Raw genomic sequence first — 21,582 nt, 5'->3', positions numbered from 1 at the left:
TGTCACTCTGGCGCTGTCACTATGCTCACACTTCGAGATATTTTCTTCGCCTTCATTTGGATTGCGCTACTAATCCTAGCAGGCCGAATAATCAAACAAAAGGTTGGATGGATTCAACGGCTCTATCTACCGGAGTCAATTGTTGCTGGCGTACTAGCGCTGTTGCTAGGTCCGCAAGTATTAGGCGCAATCACGACTGCGGTTGCTGGAGAAGGTGCTTTCCTCTCTGAAGGTCTGTTTTCTGAACCTATCCGTGAAACCTGGTCTTCATCACCAGGCATCTTTATCAACATTGTTTTTGCTGCACTTTTCTTAGGAGAAACTATCCCTAGCCCAAAGCAAATTTGGCGTAGGGCTGCCCCCCAGGTGGTCTTTGGTCAATCTTTGGCTTGGGGACAGTACGTTGTTGGTATTCTTGCCACCCTGTTTATTCTCATTCCGCTATTCGATGCGAACCCAATCTCAGGAGCGCTAATTGAAATTGGGTTTGAAGGAGGACATGGCACCGCTGGCGGCATGGCTTCGACATTTGCAGACTTAGGGTTTGAGGAAGGTGCGGACCTGGCTTTAGGGTTAGCAACTGTCGGTATTGTCACTGGGATCATTTCGGGAACCTTGTTGGCAGACTGGGCTCGCAAAAAGCAGCACATCTCGGTCTCTAGGGCTCCCGAGGACACAGAAGATGACGTGCCTCAACTGTCGCACGATGACAATGAACGAGTCAGAGAACGGCGAGCCCACCTTACCCGTGGCCTGTTAATTGACCCGCTCTCTCTCAATTTCGGATTTGTAGGTATCGCTGTTATCTTTGGCTGGCTAATCCAGCAAGCACTGATTCTAATAGAAAATCTTACCTGGGCGAGCACTGGCTTTACGGTGATGGAGTACATACCGCTGTTTCCAATGGCACTCATCGGCGGCATCCTCGTTCAGTTGATTATGGTGCGGTTGAATTTAGATGCTTTAGTCATTCCACGACTCACCAAAAATATTGCGGGTACAGCGCTAGATGTTGTTGTCGTCACAGCGCTAGCGTCTATCTCTCTACAGGTGCTGGGTGGCAACCTAGGTATCTTCTTGACCTTGAGCATACTTGGCATCGCCTGGAATATTGCCTTCTTCCTATGGTTTGCACCTCGTCTCTTCCCAGACTATTGGTTCGAGAAGGGCATTGGTGATTTGGGCCAGTCGATGGGTGTGACCGCAACTGGCATTTTACTAATGCGTATGGTGGATCCAGAAAATCGCTCCGGTGCGTTTGAGAGTTTTGCTTACAAGCAGCTCTTCTTTGAGCCGATTGTAGGCGGTGGACTCTTTACCGCCGCCTCGCCTGCTTTGATCGCAAGCTTTGGACTGACTACAACGCTGCTGATCACAGCCGGGTTGCTGGTGTTTTGGATAGTGGCTGGACTCTTTCTGGTACGTCAGGACAAGCGTGCAGCGGGTGCTAATCGATAGGCTGTCTACGGCTAAATAAGTTTTAGAACCGATAGGAGCGGTGATCGCTGCTCCTATCGATTTTGTTTTTCACAACATTGGGAGACAAGCTGCAAATTTTACTCAACTCAATCTGTGAAAGCGCTATTGATGGCGGCAGCCTTGATATGTTCGGTTGTCTCGCTGTTTGAAGCACTGTTTGGAGCCAGAAGCGGCTGCAGCGCGATCACCTGTGCCATCTTCATCTGCCCGTACGTAAATACACAGGGCGTTTCATTTGGCAACAGAGCCTGAATATCTTTCCACACGTATGGGCTGCCATAGAGCACAACTGCCTGCACATTGCTGCCTAATGCTTGGATAAGGTCGAAGGCGATCGCACTTAGCCCCCTTCCACTACGAAACGGATTACCTCTAATAAATAGCTGTACCAACGTCGTCGCATCTGTGCGTAAGTTCTTCGTATTTGCACTTCGACTATCGATCAACGTCAGTTCGTAACCCTGGCTGGCTGGCAACGCAATAGCCGGTGCTGTTCGATCTAAAAATCGGCAGTGCAGCAAGTCGTCCACCAGAACTAAGTTTTGTCCTGGAATTAGGGGTGGACTGATCGCCTGAGCAAGCGACTGGCTCGGCGCGTTGTTTACTTGCTGTGAGGCTTGCAGAATTTCTGCCGCAAGCGATCGCGCCTCTTTAGTAGCAATTTGTTCTATCTGCACAGGCGGCACCGACTGATGCTGCCACGCATGGCGAGACATGCCGTCAGTCACCATCAGATCGGCAATCTTATGCTTGGCTCGCCAGATTCGCTCTACGGACTGAAGAATCGCACTAGCCGGAATCCGCCCGCTGTTGACTGCGTTACAAATCGAGGCGATCGCCCCTTCGACATCTCTAGGCATCAACACCACATCCGCTCCGGCTTCTACCGCTAGCACAGCCGCCTCATTCTCACCATACTGCTGAGTTATTCCGCCCATCACTAGCGCATCGGTCACAATCAAACCACCAAAGCCCATATCCTGCCGTAGCAGACCAGAGAGCATTACCTTCGATAGGGTAGATGGATAGGTTGAATCCACTTTGGGAAGCTGGAGATGGCCGGTCATGATGCTATCTACACCTGATGCGATCGCCTGTTCAAAGGGCACCAGTTCTAGTGCCTGCAATCGTTCAAAATCGTGGTTAATAACAGGCAGACCCAAGTGCGAATCCATATCTGTATCACCGTGTCCAGGAAAATGCTTCGCTGAGGTCAACACCGACGCGCTATCTTTTCTAGACTGGGTTCCTTCGATAAATGAGCCAGTTAGCTTCGCGACGACATTCGCTTTCTCGCCGAACGCTCGCACGTTAATAACTGGGTTATCCAGGTTGTTATTCACATCCACCACTGGACCTAGCAGCCAGTTCAGGCCAATGGCGGCGGCCTCCTGTGCGATCGCTGCTCCCATCCGCTTTGATAATTGAAGCGCCAAGTCCAGGTCCTTCTTGGCAATCTCACCCAATGCCATCGGTGGCGCAAACCAGGTCGCACCACTAAACCTTTGGCCCACCCCTTCCTCAATATCTGCTGCCATCAGTAGCGGATACTTTGCCCAAGACTGTAGTTCTTGCGTGCGTATGCCTATTTCTGCGGCACTTCCCCCTAATAAGATAACGCCGCCAACGCCTAGCGAGAGATAGCGTTGCAGCTTCGCATTCGTAGCCTCCCACTGCGGATATTCCACCTCATGATCGAACAGATGGCCTGTTGTACGTACAACTATCATCTGCGCCACTTGTTCTTTAAGAGTCAGCGTATCTGGGCTAGGCAAACGAGAAGAGAGCATCGCAGTCTATATTTTTTGCGAACATCCTACCAGCTGTAGGTGATCGCTAGGGTTGATAACATCCAAGCACCTGACCCACGACAAAGCACATTCAGTAACTATTAGGGTTCAGTGTTACCTAGCTCTTGAGCGTCGATAGAATCTCCAGCTTTGCGCTCGGCGCTAATTTGGTTGAGCACATTCAAGACATTGGTGGCTAGATCAAAAGATCGATCTTCTTTGAAAGTGACTTCCGGCGTGCGGCGTAGCTTCATTCTTTGGCCTAGCTGGCGACGCACATAGCCCTCAGCCGCTTTTAATCCTGCCATGGTCTCTGCTTTAGCTTCGTCAGTGCCATAGATGCTGACGAAAATCTTGGCATGCTGCAAGTCTCCAGCAACGTCTACATCGGTGATACTGACCATACCAGCACCAACGCGGTCATCTTTGATGTCGTTTAGCAGCATTTGGCTGACTTCACGCTTAATGGAGGCTGAGACCTTTGCGACTCGTCTACTAGTTGCCATATTGAATTGAAAGGATAATTAAGCAAGGAACAGATGCTGATGCTATGTCAAACCCAGCATCGCTCTAAGTATGAAACTAAGGCCAATGAAAGAGGCGATGACAGCGCTAATTAGAGCGATCGCAGTAGTGGGTCGCTTGAGCAAAGGAATGAGCGGCGCGATCGCGTTGTAGAATATACCCAGCGAGAAGCTAATTAGATAGCGAGGATAGCGCGATACGTTGTCAAAAAACTCTTGCATAATAGCGAAAGAATAAGGAGCAGAAAAAACAGGTTACGCTGAACTAGAGTGACTAGTCATTATCCTACCGCAAGTATTATTGCTGCTGTCTTGATCGAGGTGGCATCTTCAATAGAGTTCATCTATGACACCGCCTCTTGCCGCTTCAACTATCAACTCCTCAGCACCAGGATCTCATCTAGTCGCAGCGTCTCGTCCTTTCCTGAAGTGGGCAGGCGGAAAATCTCGCCTAATAGAACAATACCAGCCCTTTTTACCCGTAGATTTTCAGCGCTATCACGAGCCGTTTCTAGGCGGCGGCGCTCTGTTCTTTCATTTAGCTTCCGAGCTGCATGCGAAAGGGAAACGGGCGTACCTTAGCGATCTTAACCCTGAACTGATCAATGTGTACCGGTGCGTGCGCGACCAGGTAGCCAATCTGATTCATCAACTAGCCATTCATCAACAGCAGCACAGCGAGAGCTATTATTACCATGTCCGCGCCGCTATCGAAACTGAGCCGATCGCTCGCGCTGCCCGGTTCATCTATCTGAACAAAACCTGCTACAACGGCCTGTATCGAGAAAATTCAAAAGGAAAGTTCAACGTTCCTGTGGGCCGCTACAAAAGTCCCAAAATTTGCGTACCCAACTTGCTCCGAGCGGCCTCAGCTGCGTTACAAATTGCTGATATTTCAGAGCAGTCATTCACTCATATAGCCGAGCAAGCCCAAGATAGTCAGGATTTTGTTTACTTCGATCCGCCCTATCATCCGCTCAGTGAAACTAGCAAGTTCACTGCCTACAGCCGCGATCGCTTCGCCACCGAACAGCAAATTGCGCTAAGAGACACTATTGGCCAGCTCGCGACTAAAGGAGTACAGGTACTCGCCTCTAACTCCGATTGTCCCTTCATTCGCGAGCTGTACACAGGATTCAAGATTCACACTATCACCGCCGCCCGCTCAATCAACTCTAAAGCAAGCAAGCGCGGCAAAATTACAGAAGTCCTGATCGCTAGATAAGGTTCGCCGGATAAGGTAACGCTACTGACCGTAGCTCCCTCCGATACTGATAGGCGTATTCACTACTTGGGCATTGAGCAAGTCTGCATCAGCCCTGTCCAAACTTGTATAAATCAGCGTTGCATTAGAGAAGACGATGTTTGCCAAGAGATATACTATGTTTCTTGTCTTAGAGAAAAACATCTGCTTAGGAAATAAAGACTCACAGTTGTTATATCTTTCATAGCTAGAGAAAGATCTTAGAAACTCATCAAGCAACAAACTCAACTGAAACAACTGTTTAAGTATTCTTCTTAGCACCTATCACTGTAAACAAAATATCTTCAAATTGTCAGAGTATTGACCGCACTTGAGGATTCCAATAGTGCTTTAATGGCGCTCTAAGCGTAAGTCAGGTAGGGATTCGGTCTCCGCGACAACTCGCGCCTTGTTATAGAATGCAGAATCGATGTGAGGCTAAGCATTCTGGCAGAACCCATGTAAGCTTGATGGCAGTTTACTGAAGAATTGTTGCTGCCTTCTTCTCATGGCTTTTAATAGGAATCTTTGCGGCCACTATGGATGCATTTCTTCTAACTGTTTACTTTTTGGTCGTGATTTACGTCCTCTACCAGATGGCACTCTCTTTAGAAGATCGGCTAGAGGATAAAGTGATTATCCATTTAGATAAGGATCTTTTGGCAGAGCAGACGCAAACACAGCTTTCTTTCCAAGAAAAAGTACGTTCTAACAAAATCAAGGCAGTTGTTGAAGAAAGAAGCTCTAATGACAGCGAAGTCAGATTTCCGGTGCTTTGTCTGCTGGTTGGTGATGCACCTGATGCATCGAAGATGGACCCATCACAGCTAGCTGACCTTAGGAAGATAGGTTTGGATAACCGGGCGATCGCATCCATGCTCCATCCAAAAATTGAAATTCGGGTGAAACCCACGGGTCAGCAACCAATTAAACCGCCGTTGCTGTATTTGTCTGTGACAGTTGATAACAGGACTGCTAGCCTACAAACTTACATCAACTGGGACAACAGCTCTCTAGAGATGCTAAAGCAAGGCCACCGAGTCGTTCGCAGCATCCCCAATATGCTCAGAGACCTTTCACAAGCGCAGGTTCATAGCGTCGTCAATCCAGGGCAAGCAGTTACCTCAGAAGTCACAATCGAAAGCAACTATATCTACGATGCCAAGAGCGGCCAGATGAAACTAATCAAACCCTTAGTCAACTTAGAAGATCGTCTAGCCCAATCAAAGCTTACGAATTCAACAACAGACTCTAACAATATACAGCCGCTTTATCAGCTCGATTTGATGGTAGGGATAAAGAATGCTACTGCTCAAGACACTGAGCTAATCAACTTACTGATTCCTTTTAGCTTCCAGCTAGAGTTCAAACCTGATCAAATTGCGCTGCCGCCCTTGCGATGGGTGCTCAGACGGACTGGCCGCAACAGACAACGGACGCGTAGCTGGTTTTGGGAGAGATAGTCTAGACCAAATAGTCTGGACTATCTTGACTAGTAGAAGGCCATAAAATAGCGATACACTAGTGCTCTAGAGCTGGCTCAGTGGTTGCGGGGCAAGAGTAGAGTTTTAAAAATCTCTGCTTCTGGCTCTGAGGAAAGTCCGGGCTCCCGAAAAGTCGAACTTGCTGGGTAATCCCCAGTGCGGGTGACCGTGAGGAGAGTGCCACAGAAACATACCGCCGATGGGAAGGAAACTTTTACAGGTAAGGGTGCAAGGGTGCGGTAAGAGCGCACCGGCAGCATCGAGAGGTGCTGGCCAGGTAAACCCCGGTTGGGTGCAAGGCCGAAGGAGCAACGGTTGGCTTTTTACCGGCTCCGCTTTAAGTGTGCCGCTAGAGGCGTTTGGTAACAGGCGTCCCAGATAGATAACCACCTCTTAGAAGTGAGCTTTTGTCTTGCTTCTATCGAGAACAGAACCCGGCTTAGGTCCAGCTCTAGATCTTTTTTGACCAACCCCCTGCGATCTACTTTCTATGGCTAGAAAACGCACTACTCTAGAACGGACTAAGCTTGGTGCGACTAGCGATGTTCCAGATGATAGCAACGCTTCAAGTAACGGCAACTCAAATGATATAGAGGCGTTACTCACAGCTTTAGGAATTAGCGCAGCGGATGTTCGGTTAGAGCTTTTAGAGCTAGCGCTGGTTGATATTTCTAGCTCAGCTACCCAGAACAATGAAAAGCTAGAGTTTCTAGGAGATGCAGCACTCCGCTTGGCAGCGGCAGAGTTCCTGATGGAGCGCTATCCGCAGATGGCGTTGGGAGATATGTCAGCAGTGCGATCACAAATTGTTAGCGATCGCACCCTTGCCACCCTTGCTAAACGCTATCACCTGCGCCGCTACCTGATTTTGTCCAAAAGCGCAGCCGGAGACAAAGCTGGAACCGATTCGCGACTGGCGGACACCTTCGAAGCCATCCTTGGCGCGCTATACCTCAGTGCAGGCAACCTCAGCCTAATTCGTCCTTGGTTAGATCCTCATTTCGCGCGGCTCACTCAGTCCTTACGTAGCGACCCAGCTAGACAGAACTACAAAGCCGCGCTGCAAGAGCTGACTCAATCTCACTACAAGTCACTACCTACCTATAAAGTAAGCGAAATCAGTCAGATACATGGTGATGAAGAACGCTTTCAGGCCGAAGCCTGGTTTCAAGATAAGCTATGGGGCACTGGCAAGGGTCGATCGATGAAAATGGCTGAGCAAGCCGCTGCCAGAATTGCCTTCAACGCACTCGAGCAGACCATCGAAGAAGCTCGAGAATAGAATCTTTTGAGGAAATGGCGAGTAGCTATCAGCAATGCCTCAGTTGAGGACTGAGGTTGCTGCAGTTAGGTGACAACATGCTTCTTTGGTGAAGTTTTCTCTAATGGGTTCAACAGTTTTTAACATCTCCCAAATCCTTCTTTCTACAGTATTAGAATAGAGAGATCAAGGTGCGATCGCCTTCATAACAAACAAAAACACATAAGAAATTTTCTGCCTATTGGAGAAAAAGAAATGAAAACACTATTTATACCAGACTTCTCAGCAGAGTCAGTTATTAGAAATCTCGATACGACCTCATCTACACTCTTAAACCCCTTTCAAGCTCCTCCAATCTTATCGCGTCCAGATTTTAACGGAGATGGCATTGTCAACTTTCAGGATATATTCGCAATCCAGTTTCATAGGTTCTTCAGGCCACTAGTCGGTGAACAGGCCATCTTTGATGTCAATGCGGATGGAAGCGTCGACAGGTTTGATGTTAGAGCCACGCTCGCAGCTTTTGGACAGAAATCTTCTGAGCTTGACTTACAGCTATCAGAGCTTTATAGGGATGTTAGACCTTTTCTTTCAGAAGTTGGTTTTCCAAGAGCAATTTTAGAAGGCTATGGTGCTTTTACACCAGCGTTTCAGGGTCATGGAGAACATTGGGTCAACCCATCTCGCATAGCACGGGCACTTTCGAAGCCCAAAGAAGATCTAACCCACATGGACTATATCGGCCTGAACGTCGAGCCCTCTGGCGGAGAAAGCCTACTAGAAAGAGACGTGCTAGGCGTTTTCTATCTTGTTCAGCCTGACAATATAGATGACCTCTGGAGCAACTTTGTTGCCTCAACCCAGGACGGAGATGAGAGAATAGATTTCGGAGTTCCTGAGTATGAGGGTGTACCCGATCTGTTCAAAGATGATCCGCTGCTTTCACCGCACAAGGAAAACTGGCATCGGCACGATGCGGTATACATTCATTACCCCGATCCTCTAGACCCGAAAACAGTTACTTTTGAGCAAAATCTAAATCCTCACGAACTCTACACTAGATACGCAGCAGCGACGCTTAACGATCCGAACAATGAGCTAGTTGTTTGGGGCTTAGAAACAGGTAATGGCTTTGCATTTGAAGATATTGCTAATGCGAATGTCATGCTCCTACCCTCCTTCCAAATGATGCATGCTTGGGTAAACGCAGTTAATCCTAGCGAGCAGGGTGCCTTTGGAGAAACGAATCCTCTGGTTTCACCAACTGCGCCGCCGCTTGATAGTCACGGTGGTCATCACTCTCCTATCGTTTAGAGGTTTAACCAACGCTGCACTTGTCTATAGATCACATGTCTATAGCTCAATGGACCAAAAACCCCTGAGGCCAAAAGCTTTATCTGGCACGCTCAGGGGTTTCATATATGTTCTTTGCTAAAGCTGTAGCAGCTAGTCTTGATTTAGCTGCCGATCCTCAGCAGCTCTACGTCGAAGATTAAGGTGGCGTTTGGCGGAATCACACCCCCCGCACCACGAGCGCCATAGCCCAGATCAGGGGGAATAATCAGCTTACGTCTATCGCCGACTTGCATCATAGCAACGCCCTCATCCCAGCCTTTAATCACCTGGCCGCGACCAATAGTGAAATTGAACGGCTTGCCGCGATCGCGCGAACTATCGAACTTAGTCCCGTCTTCTAGCGTACCGACATAATGGACAAACACCCGATTGCCTGGCTGTGGCGACGCGCCATCACCCTCGGCAATCACTACGTACTGCAAACCAGAATCCGTCGTAACTACCTCTTCATCTGGCACCATTGCATCTTCAGCCATCGCATCCTCTGGGGTATCGTTTTCTAACAAATCGCTCGCACTTTGAGCAACTAAGGTCTCTGATTGCTCTACACCCGCAGGCGTACTAGAAACGCTATCTGCTACTGCTCTCTCACCATCACCACCGGTAAATTGAGCGACCAGCAGTACCGCGCAGCAAGCCACTACCACGCCAAAGCTAATTAATATTTCTCGCATAATTTCAATATAGGTAGGCTCTTCTTGATCCAAAAAGCTAGAAAGTTTACTACTGGCAGTCTACTACTCAGCAACGATCATAGCGGTTAAGAAAAATATGATAGAGATGAACAGCTATCGTTTTACCCCTTGCCTATCACGCTCGCTATTAACATCCCTTTTATCGCCACTGCTTGTTTTCCAAGTCTCGAATCTGCCGCTCTAACCGATCAAGTCTGCCACGCAGTTCGTCCATCTCTGACTGCCGGGGCACACCTAAATCTTGCATGATATTGCGCACTTGTCTTTGCATTTGCTTCTCTAGCGCGCCTTGATCAATATTGAATTGAGTCATAAAGTCATCGACAAATCCCTTGGCCTGATCTGGATCTAGCTTGCCGTCGCGGACTAGCTCTTCGCTCATCTGCTTCACCCGTTCAGCCACTAACGAAGTGGTGCCAATGCCAAACATCAAAAGCTGTCTGAGTAGATTAGAGCTATCCATAAGTAATCTCCCAAGGCAAAAATAAAGACACAGGTACGCTTTTATTTTGGCAAACTATGTCTATCGGCGACGGGCGGTTTACCGTAAGGCCTCCCAAGGTAGGAAAAGGTTCATCTGCCCTAAACATATCGCCTGTCCACTCACCCTGGCAAAACTGCAATTTCGACTATGGCAACTTGTCCTCGATGCGATCGCACAGTTTCTCCAACAGCTATCAACTGTCCTCACTGCCAGCTCGTTCTCAAAGCGCACGGGCACCCTGGAATAACACTTCACAGGGCTACAGGCGAGACGTTCTTGTGCGACACCTGTGCCTATGAAGCAGACGACACTTGCAATTTCCCCAAGCGTCCTACCGCCAAGACCTGTACCCTCTACCAAGATATCAACGCGCCTTCAGAAATAAGTGTAAAAGATCTCTATTCCGTACCCTGGTGGCAGAAGATCAATCGATTTTGGGCAGGAATGATTGTTCTAGTCGTTGTCAGTGTGATCATCACCCTTCTATGACTTAGGTGTGCGGTGAAATTCGAGCGTCGTAGTCCAGCACCCGCCTACGAACCGCTGCACGGCTAAACGAGCCACAGTAGGCTTTCACTTCCTTATATTGCGACGAGCCTGTGCGTCACGCTGACACATTTATCCCGGCTAGCCACTCTGTTCTTGACAATGGACTACATCGCTATTGCTCACGATCTGTTCAGTGCTACTGCTCGCCCAAAGCACTTCACCAACTATCAGCACTGCTGTGAATGCGCTGAGCATGATGCGCTGCTTCAAAGCCGAGACCGCGAGAGCCTAACGCACGAAGACCTTCCTCCTGGCTGGGATGCAATTTGTTTTGTGACCGATGCTGGCTTTCACTACTACTTTCCCAGCTTAGTCAGACTAGCGATAGAAGGCCGGGCAGATAGCTACTACCTCGACCAGTTTCTATTTCATCTGACCTACGAAGGTTATAGAAATCGTCGTTGGCAGTCATTCTCAGTCGAGCAGCGTCGTTTCGTCTTGCGCTTACTAGAACATCTGCTAGAGACCCGCGCCGAAGAAATTGAGCAAAACCAAGATGCGGATGCATTGCTGCTAGCGATAGAGATTTGGTCAAATATGGGTATCGAGAAATCTATTTAGGTATCACAAGCTCCTAATCACATTTACACCTTCGGCAACTTAATATGAGTGCAACAATATGATGATAGGCCACAATGTAGGTTTGTAGTCAGAATAAATCCTATCGCCAAAATCGGTGCTGGCTAGTGGTTCATCGTTTGGCAATTGGAGTCATGGCCTGCTTGTTATCGGCAGCCTTTGGGATACGTGGCGTTTCTGCTGTTGAAAAGATTACTGAAGTTTCTCTAAAGCGAGTGAAGTTCGCACTGATAAGTAAGCAATGATCGAGCTTGCTAATTGAACAGATGGGTCTATTGAGTTAGCACTTCTGTCTGTTTAGAACAAAAGGTTTCTCTACATCTTCGTAGCCTTCTGTAGTCATTAAAGTTATCAAAGAGCAATAGCTCAGTTTCAGTAGCCCAGTTCAGATCAATCGCTAGCTCTGTAGCTTAAGAATCGATACGAGAAGTGCGATCGCTACAGAAAGTCGTGCTATCACAAACACTAGAACTTTGTCGCGTATACGAAAACGCATGCGCGTTTAACCCAATCCAACTACCACTCATCTAAACTATGCTGGCCTACACAACCATCACCGATGTCATTCAACTGCCCTCCGCCTTAGAAGCTGTCGTCTACCTTGCCGGACTAGCGATCGTTCTAGCCGCTCCCTATCTCTTTTTCAACCTGGTAGATAAGTTCAGCTCAGCGACTAAACCTTCTCAAAACGCTGTTAGTGATCGCCTCAATGAACTATAGACGGGCATAGCTTTGTCCAAAGAAAAAATCGTTCATAAGGTGTAATATCAGTCGAGCTAACGCAAGTAAGACAAAAAAAGAGAGCACCTCCTTATAAAAAGTGTTGCTCTCTTTAGTTAGGACTAATTAGTCAGCGCTAATTTTGCTTGTCCAAGCTATCAGACTTACTGCCGGGGTCTGCTAGTCGTCACAACTGGCTGCTCAGAAGGCACTCCTCCAGTAATATCAGGCTCGTAGCCAGCAGCCAGTACGCCGTTGTAAAACCAGCCTGCTAGCAGCGCTCCTAAGATAGGCGCAACCCAAAACAGCCATACTTGAGCTAGATACTCTGCTCCAGAAAATAAGGCAGGGCCAAGGCTTCGCGCTGGATTTACAGATGTATTAGTGACCGGAATGCTGATCAGGTGGATAAGGGTAAGCGCTAGACCGATAGAAATTGGCGCAAATCCTTTAGGGGCACGACCGTCTGTTGAACCCAAAATTACGATCAAAAACATGAAGGTCATCACAACTTCAGTCAGAAAGCAAGAGAATAGACTGAAGCTGCCTGGGGATAGTTCACCATAGCCATTTGCAGCTAAGCTACCACCGCCAAAGTCAGGTTGACCAGAAGCAATCAGATAGACCATACCAGCGCCGACTATTGCGCCGATCACTTGAGAAATGATGTAGGGCAACAGCTCACTACTCGGAAATCGTCCGCCCGCCCATAATCCAAAAGACACGGCTGGGTTTAGATGGCACCCAGAGATGTGGCCGATGGCATAGGCCATTGTCAAAACCGTTAAACCAAACGCTAGGGAGACGCCAACAAAGCCAAGACCCAGTGGGAATGCAACATTCGGGGCAATCTCTCCGCCGACAAAAGTAGCTGCTAATACGGCACTACCGCAGCCCCCTAAGACTAACCAAAACGTGCCTACGGCCTCAGCCATGCACTTTTTCACTAAGGACATTGTTTAAAACTCCAGAAACCTACTTGTTTGTTGAGCTGAAGAAGATATTGCATGGCGATCACGCATCCTATCTGATGGGCAAAGATGCCTACAGCAATACTTTCAACCAAGAAGTATCAAACGCCACTAAATGCACCTGTAGATCTACATTCCAATAGAACTTAACAAAGCTATAGCTTCTGAGATTTTCGATTGAAGGAACGTGCTGGAGGCTGATATCGGCCTTGGCTCACACGCAAAGATACATACCAGCGCAGGGAAAGACTACAATTGATGCCTAGCGCCGCTTGCCTGACGTTCTGCTTGTTAGTACGACTGCAAAAGACGCGGGGAAAAGGCACCAGCACAGAAGCCACCTAGACTTACGCAGTCTCAACCGCTATCGATTGATCAACTTATGACTTCCACCTTAGTTTCTAAAAGCGAAATTGCTGAAGCCGTCGAGCAGCGCCGTAACTTTGCCATCATTTCTCACCCAGACGCCGGCAAAACGACCCTGACCGAGAAGCTGCTGCTCTATGGTGGAGCCATTCACGAGGCGGGCTCGGTCAAAGCTAGGCGCGCTCAGCGGCATGCGGTTTCTGACTGGATGGCATTAGAGCAGCAGCGAGGGATCTCGATCACCTCGACCGTATTGCAGTTTAGCTATGACGACTACTGGATCAATCTACTAGATACCCCAGGGCACCAAGACTTTAGTGAAGATACCTATCGCACTCTAGCGGCGGCTGATAATGCCGTAATGCTAGAAGATGCGGCGAAAGGCTTGGAGCCACAGACACGTAAGCTGTTTGAGGTGTGTCGAATGCGCGATATGCCGATTTTTACCTTCTTCAATAAGCTAGATCGGCCAGGACGTGAGCCACTTGAGCTATTAGACGAAATTGAACAGGAGCTAGGACTGACTACCTATGCGGTGAACTGGCCAATCGGTATGGGCGACCAGTTCAAAGGTGTCTTTGACCGCCGCAAGAAGCAAGTGCATCTGTTTGAACGCACCGCCCATGGCAGTAAAGAAGCAAAAGAGTTAGTGCTCGATTGGGGGAATCCAAAGATCAAGGCGCTAGTTGGTGACGAGCTGTTTGAGCAGTTTTCAGAAGAGCTAGAGATGCTAGATGAGATTGGTCCGAAGCTAGATTTGGAGATGGTTCACGCGGGGCAAATGACGCCTGTGTTCTTTGGTAGCGCTATGACTAACTTTGGCGTAGAGCTATTTTTAGAAGCCTTCCTAGACTATGCGCTAGAGCCAGGTGTACATGAAAGTACGATTGGCCCAGTCCCGCCGACCAAAGAAGAGTTTTCAGGCTTTATCTTCAAGCTGCAGGCAAATATGGACCCTCGGCACCGCGATCGCGTCGCCTTTATCCGCGTCTGCTCTGGTAAGTTCGAAAAAGACATGGTCGTGAATCACGCCCGCACGGGTAAAAATGTTCGTCTCTCGCATCCGCAAAAACTGTTTGGACAAGGGAGAGAATCTTTAGAAACTGCCTATCCAGGCGACGTCATTGGCTTAAACAATCCTGGAGTCTTTGCAATTGGCGATACCATCTATCAAGGTGAGCCGCTCGAATATGAAGGCATTCCCTTCTTCTCTCCAGAAATGTTTGCCTATCTCAAGAATCCGAATCCCTCTAAGTTCAAACAGTTTCGTAAAGGCGTCTCTGAGCTGAGAGAAGAAGGCGCAGTCCAGATTATGTATTCTGCTGACGAGTCTCGGCGTGATCCGATCTTAGCTGCTGTTGGACAATTGCAGTTTGAAGTCGTACAGTTTCGGCTCAAAAACGAGTACAACGTAGAAACAAGGTTAGAGCCGATTGGCTACAGTGTTGCTAGGTGGGTAACAGGCGGCTGGCCCGCCCTAGAGAAAGCCGGGCGTATATTTAATACTGCAACGGTTAAAGATAGCTATGGGCGGCCCGTTTTACTCTTCAAGAATGAATGGAACTGTCGCCAGGTAGAAAGCGATCACCCTGATCTTAAACTTAGCAACACTGCGCCTGTCGTTTCTGGAATGCAGCCCGAAGACATATAGAACGAAGACATATAGAACTAGAAGATACTCAAAGATCTGCTGATAGAGAAGCTATCGCTCTACAACGAACTGCCGCTCTACAACGAACTGCGAACCTTCAACCCGAGTTGAGCTTTCAAGGCAATAGATATCTCAAGACAGATGCTGCTCCCTTTAACATCGAAGAGAATAAGGCAACAAGCGTTGCGCTTGAATTATCTACTGTCCCTTTGTGGATCGAATCTATGAGCCAAAACGATATCATCAAAAAAGGCGAAGAGGTCCTTAATCAGGTGACTCGCGCGGTTGAAAAAGCAGGGAACGAAGTTGTGAGTCAAGTATCTAGTCTGACTGAGGGTCAACCCAAGGAAGCAGCAGAGAAAGCGACAGAAGAGGCAATTAAAACAGCAGTCGATCAGGCTTTAGACGTCCTGCAAATTGCGGGTGATCAAGTTAGGGAGAAAGATATCAATACTGAGAGGGTTACTTTGAAAGCGAGTGTAGGCATCCCGAACGTAGCCCAGTTAGAGGTCAGCACAGATGTTCCAGCCAAGAGTGAAGGTACCAGGGGAAAAGGATTTGAAGTAAATGTTAGCTAGACAGCCAGTTTCGCTCCCGGTTTCACTCATAGTCAGTTTCATCTTTGTGGCTGTCACTATATCTGTCACTTTGAGTTAGTTCAAAGATATTAAGCCTTACTAAGGTTCAAACTGTGCGCTCCACAGAACTTAGTACGATTGTTACGATGGAGGCGTAGTCTCTCGAAGAGATCGAAGGAGCCTTACTATGAATATAACTATCCTTTGTTTAGCTCTTGTAGTGCTCGCACTGACTGTTCTTCACGTTCCCAGCGTTATGTTGACACTTGGGATTGTTGTTTGTTTAGTTGGACTTAGTGTCAAGCTTTTCTGGGCTGTGCTACAAACTTTCTCTTCGCCAGAGCCGGTTAACGTTGATTAGCAGACTAGTAAAACTGATCTTCGATAGTTCCGTTTTTGCAGTTTGGCTGTAGTCTATTTTTAGCCGATTTCGCTTTAAATCTATTGTAAAGGTGAGTGAGACATTGTTGTGTCCCACTCACTTTTTGCTTTTTGATAAACCAGCTAGCTTTTAGTTCCAAAGCTGACGGTGTTCACGCGATCGCCAGTACCAAACTATCGCTAAGGTAACCTGCTTTAGCAGCCAATACAGCGTAGTGATTATCACGAAGGTTACTAATATAATTAGCACTGGCTCTAGGCGCAGCAAATCTTGCGTGATATAAAGCGCTAGGCGCTGTGGATTCGTAACGATATCCCAACTATTAAACCGAGGGAAGCGCCCTAGATAGATCCCAACTGAACACAGCATATGCAGCATCAGTTCGGCGGATAGAATCCAGTGTCTCAGACCGTGTTTTAGCAGGTAGCGACCAAGATTGATGATAGACAGGACATATGATTCTATCCCTATCAGCATAAAGATTAAATACTGAGGAATTAAAACTAGCAAGATTGTCGGTAGCGATGCCCCTTGTCGAATAAATCGGACCAGGTGAATAATATCTGTGAGTACGTAAGGCGCATTAGGTAAGAAAGCGATAAAAAGAGCACATCCTAGCCACCAGCCCAGCCTGTGAACAAGCCAGAGCGGGTTCCAGCGATTCGCACTAAAGCTGCGATCATCCTCGAAAGAAGCCTTGTCAAAGCGAGAGAGCCACAGGCTTAAGACGAGCGGAATTAGCGCGAGAAAGGTATTCCATAGCATAAAGTCGATACTGCGCTGTGCCTCGCTCATGGCATCTGCGATCCAAGTGGAGAGAGTAAGGTAAGCCATAGAAGTTTGAACAAGTGCTGCTACTGTGATGGTTATTGCTGTCTATAGTTGTATATCTAGCGGCTGCATATCGCTATGCGCAAGTCGGTAACTACGTAGGCTTTGGTAGCAGCGTAGGTCTGTGGTGTGGACCTACCGGAGATACTAAACACAGGTCTAAGCGCAAAGATTTCTGGACAAAAGCCAAACGAATCAAAAATCACTTGGGAGCCTATGGCAATTACCCGATAAAATGATCCGGTTGCTTTAGGCGATCGCACCCCTTGATAGAACGCTATACCCTGCCCGAGATGGGCAAGCTTTGGACCGATGAATACAAGTTCAAGACGTGGCTCCAGGTAGAAATTGCTGTGTGTGAGGCGCAGGCACAGCTAGGTCGTATTCCCAAAGAAGCGGTAGAGACTATCAAAGCGAAAGCCAACTTTGACGTAGAGCGCATTCTAGAAATCGAGGCCGAAGTTCGTCACGATGTCATCGCTTTTCTAACTAACGTCAACGAGTATGTCGGCGATGCTGGTCGCTACATTCACCTAGGCATGACTAGCTCAGACGTACTAGATACCGCGCTATCTCTGCAAATTGTCGCCAGTCATCAGTTGATTTTGACCCACGTCGAAAATCTGATCCAGGCCATTCGCTACAAGGCACAAGAGCACCGCGACACGGTAATGATTGGCCGGTCGCACGGAATTCACGCTGAGCCCATGACCTTTGGCTTCAAACTGGCCGGTTGGCTAGCCGAAATGCAGCGTCACCGCGAACGCCTTACTCACATTCAAGATGAAATCGCTGTCGGTCAGATCTCTGGTGCAGTCGGGACCTACGCCAATATTGACCCAGAAGTAGAAGAAATTACCTGTCAGATCTTAGGTCTCAAACCCGATACGGTGTCGACTCAAGTCATCTCACGCGATGTCCATGCCGAATTTATCATGAGCTTAGCGGGTCTAGGCGCCTCAATAGAGCGCTTTGCTATCGAGATCCGTAACTTGCAGCGCACCGATGTTCTAGAAGTAGAAGAGTTCTTTTCTAAAAAGCAGAAAGGATCGTCGGCGATGCCTCACAAGCGCAATCCAATCAAATCCGAGCGATTAACTGGAATGGCAAGGATACTGAGGGGGAACGCGATCGCCGCGTTAGAAAATGTCGCCCTTTGGCACGAACGCGATATCTCCCACAGCTCAGTAGAACGCGTTATCTTCCCAGATAGCTGCATTCTTACTCACTTCATGTTGGTCGAAACTACCCAGCTGATCAAAAATCTGCTGGTTTATCCCGAAAATATGTCTCGCAACATGAACCTGTACGGCGGAGTTGTCTTTAGCCAGCGGGTCATGCTTACTCTAGTTGAAAAAGGCATCAGCCGAGAAGACGCCTACCGCATCGTCCAGTCCAACGCACACCAGGCCTGGAACACCCCTGGTGGCAACTTCCAGAAGCTAATCGAAAGCGATCCACAAGTTCAAGAGAACCTTTCTCGTGAAGAAGTTGCTGAATGCTTTAACCCAGACTACCAGCTTCGTAATCTAGATAAGGTTTACCAGCGATTGGATATTTAAAAGGATAAAATTCTCTGAAAAGCCTTTTAAAGGCCTTGTCTACGACAGACTGTAGACAAGGCCTTATGAAAGTTTATCTGCCTTTCAGAACAGAATCTTATGGCAAAGCGCGAATGCCTTCTCAAAGAGTATGCATTCGCGCTTTGCTATGGCACTTTGCTCATTATGCTTGCGCTTCACTTTTCTTCTTCGAAGTAGTCATCGCCTTCGTCATCTGGCCTATCCATCTCATCTTTGAACCCCCGAAGCGTTTTGCCGAGTGCTCCGCCTAGTTCAGGAATCCGCTTTGGCCCAAACACCAGTACAGCGACCACGCCAATAATCACCATTTCTGGTACGCCTAACCCAAACATGTCACTAGCTCCTAAACACGCAGCTTTGCTGTCACTATCATAGACGCTCACAGGCATAGGAACGCTGGATTGCAGTCTAAAGGAAGTCAGATAGGGATAGAGTCAGATGGGTGTAGAAACAGTCTAGATGGATATTAAAGGCCTCGATCAGCAAAGATGCTTAGCGTCTGACTTTGCTGATCGGGTTCCAAGCTAAGCAATTCTAGTGGAATACAGATATTGTCCAATTGCTATACCTCTATGACCGCAAACATTAACGGCAATATATCACTGGTAGTGACGCTGCTCTAGCCAGGCGCGTAAACCTTCTTCAGAGGTTTGAGAGATGGTTTGTCCAGTTGTTGGATCGTAGGCAAACCAGAGCGTACCAGTTCGTGTGTCCTTTGTCCAAACGCGCAGTTGTTGAGAATTAGTGAGCAAGTCAACAAGGCTTTTTCCTGCTAGCTTTAACCAGCGATTGATGCGCGCAGTAGCTTTTTCAGCATTATGGGAAGTAGGAGGTATATGCCATAGGTGCTCTAGGTGCTGACGATCACGCGAAGTTGAACGTGAGGTTGAATGAGTCATAACAAGCTCTCCAAAACAAGATTGTTCTTTCCTGCAGTGAATACAGCTTAGAAAGTCTGTTATGAAGTGGCAAAGCACTGTACGAATAGGCGCTATGCAAAAGATAGATATGTCATACATCGAGAATCACGATAGCCTATGCATATAAGCAACCGAAAGCAGACGGTAGGCGAACCATGTCTGGAAAACCCGCAAAGACGCTACGAGACAAAGTTAAGCTTTCGCAGCTCAAAATGCTGATTGCCGTTGCGACGACTGGTAGCTTTAGTGAGGCTGCTCTGCAGCTAGATGTTAGTCAGTCGACGGTAAGTCATAGCGTAGCAGCCCTAGAAGACGCGCTTGGGGTGATGCTGATTCATCGGGGCCGGCAACGAGCGTCTTTAACGCCTGTAGGCGATCGCATCTACACTCAAGCATTAGCAACCCTAGCGCTGATCGACGATATGGCGCAAGAAGCTGCTCGGGCTCGCGGCACAGACGGTGGCTTAGTGCGGATTGGCGCCTTTCGAAGTTTGGCCAGCGAGATCTTGCCAGGTGCAATCGCTCACCTGCACGAACATCATCCCACTATTCAAATCACCATTATTGAGTATGACGGTAAGCGTGAGCTCATAGATTCATTGCAAGAAGGCAAAGTTGACTTGGTTTTTGCGGACCTAGTCTTGAGTGGAGACTGTGAAACCTTCTTACTCATGGAAGATCCTATCGTTGCACTACTCCCACCGAATCGTTTAGATATTCCATCTCAGCTCTCTTGGGACGATCTGCGACAGCATTCATTAATAACCTCATCTAGCGACTGCTGTAAAGGGATCACCGTGCATCTTCAGCAAGCTAGCCCGCCCGTCAAAATAGACTACTTCATTGCTAACGATTCCACCGCTGTTAGCATGACCAGACAAGGGCTTGGCATTACCCTACTACCCGAGCTAGCTACCCGGCCTGTTCCCGATGAAGTTCGAGTTGCCCAGCTGCCGTTCAATATCACGCGTCCTTTAGGCATTAGCTGGCTTAAGGGTACGCTGCTTACCCCTGCGACTTACGCTTTTCTAGATACTTTCAGGCATCTAGAAAAGAAACATCAAAGTGGAATATCGCCATATGCGAAGGAGCCCGCGTATGGTAAAAGAAGCTAGTCAGGCCAAGGGTAAAGTCCAAATTTTTGATGAGAAAACTACTATTTCTATTGCCTGGAACGACCCAAAGTTTTTTTGCTGGCGGGCTCACCGCTGAACTTAATACCCTAAAGCTAGCTCAGCAGATTTGCGAGGCAGAAGTTGTCACCTATCGTCAGCGAGAGGCGAATACCCTTTTCTTAGAGGACTTATTGTCAGAGCCAATAGATCATAGCTGCATCTTTGTTGTTAGCTGGGGATTTGATGTACCCAAGCTACTGAAGCGCCTGGGTGATCGCCCCACTATTTATCACGCCCATAGCACTGGCTATGGTTTTGTTGTTCCACCTAGTGTGCCCATACTAGCTGTTAGCAATAACACGATGGGCTACTGGGGTGAAAAGGCATTAGGCTCATTGATTTATCTTTTACCTAATGAAATTTCACCTGCTTTTGAAAACCGCCAAATGCTAAGAGACATCGACGTTCTAGTCCAAACCAGAAAGTCTTCTGAGTATCTACTCAAACAGCTCTTGCCCGCTCTAAAAAAGAGATGCCATGTTGTTGTATTAGACAGCTATGTAGAAGATCTCATTAGGCTATTTAACCGGACAAAGGTGTATTTATACGATTCGGCTGAATACTGGGGAAAATATCGACTCAGTGAGGGATTTGGGCTGCCCCCGATGGAAGCACTTGCCTGTGGCGTTCAAGTATTCTCCAGCGTAAACCATGCGTTATCTGACTATCTTGACCCAGGATTCAACTGTCAGAAGATAGCTGGCTACTCTACTCACTACGACACCCATCGAATACTCCAAACCGTGAACAGATGGGAAAGCTTTACCCCCACTCCTGATTCTTTCTTCGCGCCTTATCGTCGTGAGAATCTAGTTCCCAGATTGACAACTATACTAACGGAGATTAATGCTTTCTTTGACTATCAGGCCACTGCGTCATCGTCAGATATTCCTCAGCTCACCCGTTTGCGAATCGCCCAGCTGAATGTCAAAAGAATCCTCTCCAAGTTTAAATAGACCTG

Annotated in this window: 22 protein-coding genes and 1 other RNA gene; 14 read left to right on the top strand and 9 right to left on the bottom strand. The window is 48.0% G+C overall.

Annotated elements, in window-relative coordinates; genetic code table 11:
- The first annotated feature begins 21 nt into the window (after positions 1-21).
- On the top strand, positions 22-1,458 hold the full coding sequence (locus tag S7335_RS06145; RefSeq protein WP_006455888.1) for a sodium/glutamate symporter: 1,437 nt from the start codon (positions 22-24) through the stop codon (positions 1,456-1,458).
- 107 nt (positions 1,459-1,565) lie between these two features.
- Here S7335_RS06145 and S7335_RS06140 read toward each other — a convergent pair whose 3' ends face one another.
- From S7335_RS06140 to S7335_RS06130, 3 genes are all read right to left on the bottom strand, one after another.
- Positions 1,566-3,269 carry a glycoside hydrolase family 3 N-terminal domain-containing protein gene (locus tag S7335_RS06140; RefSeq protein WP_006454777.1) on the bottom strand — a complete coding sequence of 568 codons (1,704 nt, stop codon included), beginning with the start codon at positions 3,267-3,269 and terminating at the stop codon, positions 1,566-1,568.
- Positions 3,270-3,370: 101 nt separating this feature from the next.
- On the bottom strand, positions 3,371-3,775 hold the full coding sequence (gene rbfA, locus S7335_RS06135) for a 30S ribosome-binding factor RbfA (protein ID WP_038015751.1): 405 nt from the start codon (positions 3,773-3,775) through the stop codon (positions 3,371-3,373).
- A 42-nt stretch (positions 3,776-3,817) separates the two neighbouring features.
- On the bottom strand, positions 3,818-4,015 hold the full coding sequence (locus tag S7335_RS06130) for a DUF751 family protein (RefSeq protein ID WP_006454837.1): 198 nt from the start codon (positions 4,013-4,015) through the stop codon (positions 3,818-3,820).
- 124 nt (positions 4,016-4,139) lie between these two features.
- On the opposite strand from S7335_RS06130, the gene S7335_RS06125 reads away from it, so the two are divergent.
- From S7335_RS06125 to S7335_RS06105, 5 genes are all read left to right on the top strand, one after another.
- Positions 4,140-5,018, top strand: coding sequence for a DNA adenine methylase (locus tag S7335_RS06125; RefSeq protein WP_006454746.1), 879 nt, complete (start codon positions 4,140-4,142; stop codon positions 5,016-5,018).
- A gap of 557 nt (positions 5,019-5,575) precedes the next feature.
- Positions 5,576-6,499: a hypothetical protein gene (locus tag S7335_RS06115; RefSeq protein ID WP_006454634.1), complete on the top strand. Its 924-nt coding sequence runs from the start codon at positions 5,576-5,578 to the stop codon at positions 6,497-6,499.
- 68 nt (positions 6,500-6,567) lie between these two features.
- Positions 6,568-6,977, top strand: an RNA gene (gene rnpB, locus S7335_RS26250) — RNase P RNA component class A.
- 33 nt (positions 6,978-7,010) lie between these two features.
- Positions 7,011-7,802, top strand: a complete 792-nt coding sequence (gene rnc / locus S7335_RS06110; protein WP_006455825.1) for a ribonuclease III — start codon at positions 7,011-7,013, stop codon at positions 7,800-7,802.
- 234 nt (positions 7,803-8,036) lie between these two features.
- On the top strand, positions 8,037-9,095 hold the full coding sequence (locus S7335_RS06105) for a hypothetical protein (RefSeq protein WP_006453482.1): 1,059 nt from the start codon (positions 8,037-8,039) through the stop codon (positions 9,093-9,095).
- A 143-nt stretch (positions 9,096-9,238) separates the two neighbouring features.
- Here S7335_RS06105 and S7335_RS06100 read toward each other — a convergent pair whose 3' ends face one another.
- Together S7335_RS06100 and S7335_RS06095 are read right to left on the bottom strand one after the other, a co-directional pair.
- Complete coding sequence (locus S7335_RS06100; protein ID WP_038017242.1) at positions 9,239-9,811, bottom strand: FKBP-type peptidyl-prolyl cis-trans isomerase; 573 nt, start codon at positions 9,809-9,811, stop codon at positions 9,239-9,241.
- 160 nt (positions 9,812-9,971) lie between these two features.
- Positions 9,972-10,295, bottom strand: a complete 324-nt coding sequence (locus S7335_RS06095) for a phasin family protein (protein WP_006454847.1) — start codon at positions 10,293-10,295, stop codon at positions 9,972-9,974.
- 168 nt (positions 10,296-10,463) lie between these two features.
- Here S7335_RS06095 and S7335_RS06090 point away from each other — a divergent pair, with 168 nt between their 5' ends.
- From S7335_RS06090 to S7335_RS06080, 3 genes are all read left to right on the top strand, one after another.
- Positions 10,464-10,805 (top strand): hypothetical protein, encoded by a 342-nt coding sequence (locus S7335_RS06090; RefSeq protein ID WP_038015744.1) that lies wholly within the window; start codon positions 10,464-10,466, stop codon positions 10,803-10,805.
- A 159-nt stretch (positions 10,806-10,964) separates the two neighbouring features.
- Positions 10,965-11,426: a DUF6714 family protein gene (locus S7335_RS06085; protein ID WP_006453979.1), complete on the top strand. Its 462-nt coding sequence runs from the start codon at positions 10,965-10,967 to the stop codon at positions 11,424-11,426.
- Positions 11,427-11,978: 552 nt separating this feature from the next.
- Positions 11,979-12,164: a hypothetical protein gene (locus S7335_RS06080; protein WP_006456766.1), complete on the top strand. Its 186-nt coding sequence runs from the start codon at positions 11,979-11,981 to the stop codon at positions 12,162-12,164.
- Between the two features lie 164 nt (positions 12,165-12,328).
- Here the strand turns inward: S7335_RS06080 and aqpZ are convergent, their stop codons facing one another.
- Positions 12,329-13,111 (bottom strand): aquaporin Z, encoded by a 783-nt coding sequence (aqpZ, locus tag S7335_RS06075; protein ID WP_369791687.1) that lies wholly within the window; start codon positions 13,109-13,111, stop codon positions 12,329-12,331.
- A 406-nt stretch (positions 13,112-13,517) separates the two neighbouring features.
- On the opposite strand from aqpZ, the gene prfC reads away from it, so the two are divergent.
- On the top strand, positions 13,518-15,152 hold the full coding sequence (gene prfC, locus S7335_RS06070; RefSeq protein ID WP_006456983.1) for a peptide chain release factor 3: 1,635 nt from the start codon (positions 13,518-13,520) through the stop codon (positions 15,150-15,152).
- Between the two features lie 224 nt (positions 15,153-15,376).
- Complete coding sequence (locus S7335_RS06065; RefSeq protein WP_050765956.1) at positions 15,377-15,730, top strand: hypothetical protein; 354 nt, start codon at positions 15,377-15,379, stop codon at positions 15,728-15,730.
- 511 nt (positions 15,731-16,241) lie between these two features.
- Here the strand turns inward: S7335_RS06065 and S7335_RS06060 are convergent.
- The gene (locus S7335_RS06060; protein WP_038015741.1) at positions 16,242-16,946 is read right to left on the bottom strand and encodes a DUF1361 domain-containing protein; all 705 of its coding nucleotides are present in this window, start codon (positions 16,944-16,946) and stop codon (positions 16,242-16,244) included.
- Positions 16,947-17,209: 263 nt separating this feature from the next.
- Here S7335_RS06060 and purB point away from each other — a divergent pair, with 263 nt between their 5' ends.
- Positions 17,210-18,505: an adenylosuccinate lyase gene (purB, locus tag S7335_RS06055; protein ID WP_006457716.1), complete on the top strand. Its 1,296-nt coding sequence runs from the start codon at positions 17,210-17,212 to the stop codon at positions 18,503-18,505.
- Between the two features lie 176 nt (positions 18,506-18,681).
- On the opposite strand, the gene tatA is transcribed toward purB, so the two are convergent.
- Both tatA and S7335_RS06045 read right to left on the bottom strand, forming a co-directional pair.
- Positions 18,682-18,915 (bottom strand): twin-arginine translocase TatA/TatE family subunit, encoded by a 234-nt coding sequence (gene tatA / locus S7335_RS06050; protein ID WP_369791675.1) that lies wholly within the window; start codon positions 18,913-18,915, stop codon positions 18,682-18,684.
- Positions 18,916-19,125: 210 nt separating this feature from the next.
- On the bottom strand, positions 19,126-19,425 hold the full coding sequence (locus tag S7335_RS06045) for a hypothetical protein (RefSeq protein ID WP_006454152.1): 300 nt from the start codon (positions 19,423-19,425) through the stop codon (positions 19,126-19,128).
- Between the two features lie 176 nt (positions 19,426-19,601).
- Here S7335_RS06045 and S7335_RS06040 point away from each other — a divergent pair, with 176 nt between their 5' ends.
- Together S7335_RS06040 and S7335_RS06035 are read left to right on the top strand one after the other, a co-directional pair.
- Positions 19,602-20,561 (top strand): LysR family transcriptional regulator, encoded by a 960-nt coding sequence (locus tag S7335_RS06040; RefSeq protein ID WP_006455684.1) that lies wholly within the window; start codon positions 19,602-19,604, stop codon positions 20,559-20,561.
- Positions 20,562-20,590: 29 nt separating this feature from the next.
- A complete protein-coding gene (locus tag S7335_RS06035) occupies positions 20,591-21,577 on the top strand; it encodes a glycosyltransferase (RefSeq protein ID WP_038015739.1) in 987 nt (328 codons plus the stop codon).
- Positions 21,578-21,582 lie beyond the last annotated feature (5 nt).

This window comes from Synechococcus sp. PCC 7335 (assembly GCF_000155595.1).
Lineage (GTDB): Bacteria > Cyanobacteriota > Cyanobacteriia > Phormidesmidales > Phormidesmidaceae > Phormidesmis.
Note: the sequence above shows the minus strand (reverse complement) of the source record. Positions and strands in the feature narration are given on the sequence as shown.

What these genes read in the sequence shown, in the direction of transcription:
- S7335_RS06140 (WP_006454777.1), bottom strand. Translation starts at nt 3,269, where the DNA reads ATGCTCTCTTCTCGTTTGCCTAGCCCAGATACGCTGACTCTTAAAGAA.
- rbfA (WP_038015751.1), bottom strand. Translation starts at nt 3,775, where the DNA reads ATGGCAACTAGTAGACGAGTCGCAAAGGTCTCAGCCTCCATTAAGCGT.
- S7335_RS06090 (WP_038015744.1), top strand. Translation starts at nt 10,464, where the DNA reads ATGGCAACTTGTCCTCGATGCGATCGCACAGTTTCTCCAACAGCTATC.
- S7335_RS06125 (WP_006454746.1), top strand. Translation starts at nt 4,140, where the DNA reads ATGACACCGCCTCTTGCCGCTTCAACTATCAACTCCTCAGCACCAGGA.
- S7335_RS06065 (WP_050765956.1), top strand. Translation starts at nt 15,377, where the DNA reads ATGAGCCAAAACGATATCATCAAAAAAGGCGAAGAGGTCCTTAATCAG.
- S7335_RS06040 (WP_006455684.1), top strand. Translation starts at nt 19,602, where the DNA reads ATGTCTGGAAAACCCGCAAAGACGCTACGAGACAAAGTTAAGCTTTCG.
- S7335_RS06035 (WP_038015739.1), top strand. Translation starts at nt 20,591, where the DNA reads ATGAGAAAACTACTATTTCTATTGCCTGGAACGACCCAAAGTTTTTTT.
- S7335_RS06080 (WP_006456766.1), top strand. Translation starts at nt 11,979, where the DNA reads ATGCTGGCCTACACAACCATCACCGATGTCATTCAACTGCCCTCCGCC.
- S7335_RS06100 (WP_038017242.1), bottom strand. Translation starts at nt 9,811, where the DNA reads ATGCGAGAAATATTAATTAGCTTTGGCGTGGTAGTGGCTTGCTGCGCG.
- S7335_RS06115 (WP_006454634.1), top strand. Translation starts at nt 5,576, where the DNA reads ATGGATGCATTTCTTCTAACTGTTTACTTTTTGGTCGTGATTTACGTC.
- S7335_RS06145 (WP_006455888.1), top strand. Translation starts at nt 22, where the DNA reads ATGCTCACACTTCGAGATATTTTCTTCGCCTTCATTTGGATTGCGCTA.
- S7335_RS06105 (WP_006453482.1), top strand. Translation starts at nt 8,037, where the DNA reads ATGAAAACACTATTTATACCAGACTTCTCAGCAGAGTCAGTTATTAGA.
- S7335_RS06045 (WP_006454152.1), bottom strand. Translation starts at nt 19,425, where the DNA reads ATGACTCATTCAACCTCACGTTCAACTTCGCGTGATCGTCAGCACCTA.
- S7335_RS06130 (WP_006454837.1), bottom strand. Translation starts at nt 4,015, where the DNA reads ATGCAAGAGTTTTTTGACAACGTATCGCGCTATCCTCGCTATCTAATT.
- tatA (WP_369791675.1), bottom strand. Translation starts at nt 18,915, where the DNA reads ATGCCTGTGAGCGTCTATGATAGTGACAGCAAAGCTGCGTGTTTAGGA.
- S7335_RS06095 (WP_006454847.1), bottom strand. Translation starts at nt 10,295, where the DNA reads ATGGATAGCTCTAATCTACTCAGACAGCTTTTGATGTTTGGCATTGGC.
- prfC (WP_006456983.1), top strand. Translation starts at nt 13,518, where the DNA reads ATGACTTCCACCTTAGTTTCTAAAAGCGAAATTGCTGAAGCCGTCGAG.
- S7335_RS06085 (WP_006453979.1), top strand. Translation starts at nt 10,965, where the DNA reads ATGGACTACATCGCTATTGCTCACGATCTGTTCAGTGCTACTGCTCGC.
- rnc (WP_006455825.1), top strand. Translation starts at nt 7,011, where the DNA reads ATGGCTAGAAAACGCACTACTCTAGAACGGACTAAGCTTGGTGCGACT.
- S7335_RS06060 (WP_038015741.1), bottom strand. Translation starts at nt 16,946, where the DNA reads ATGGCTTACCTTACTCTCTCCACTTGGATCGCAGATGCCATGAGCGAG.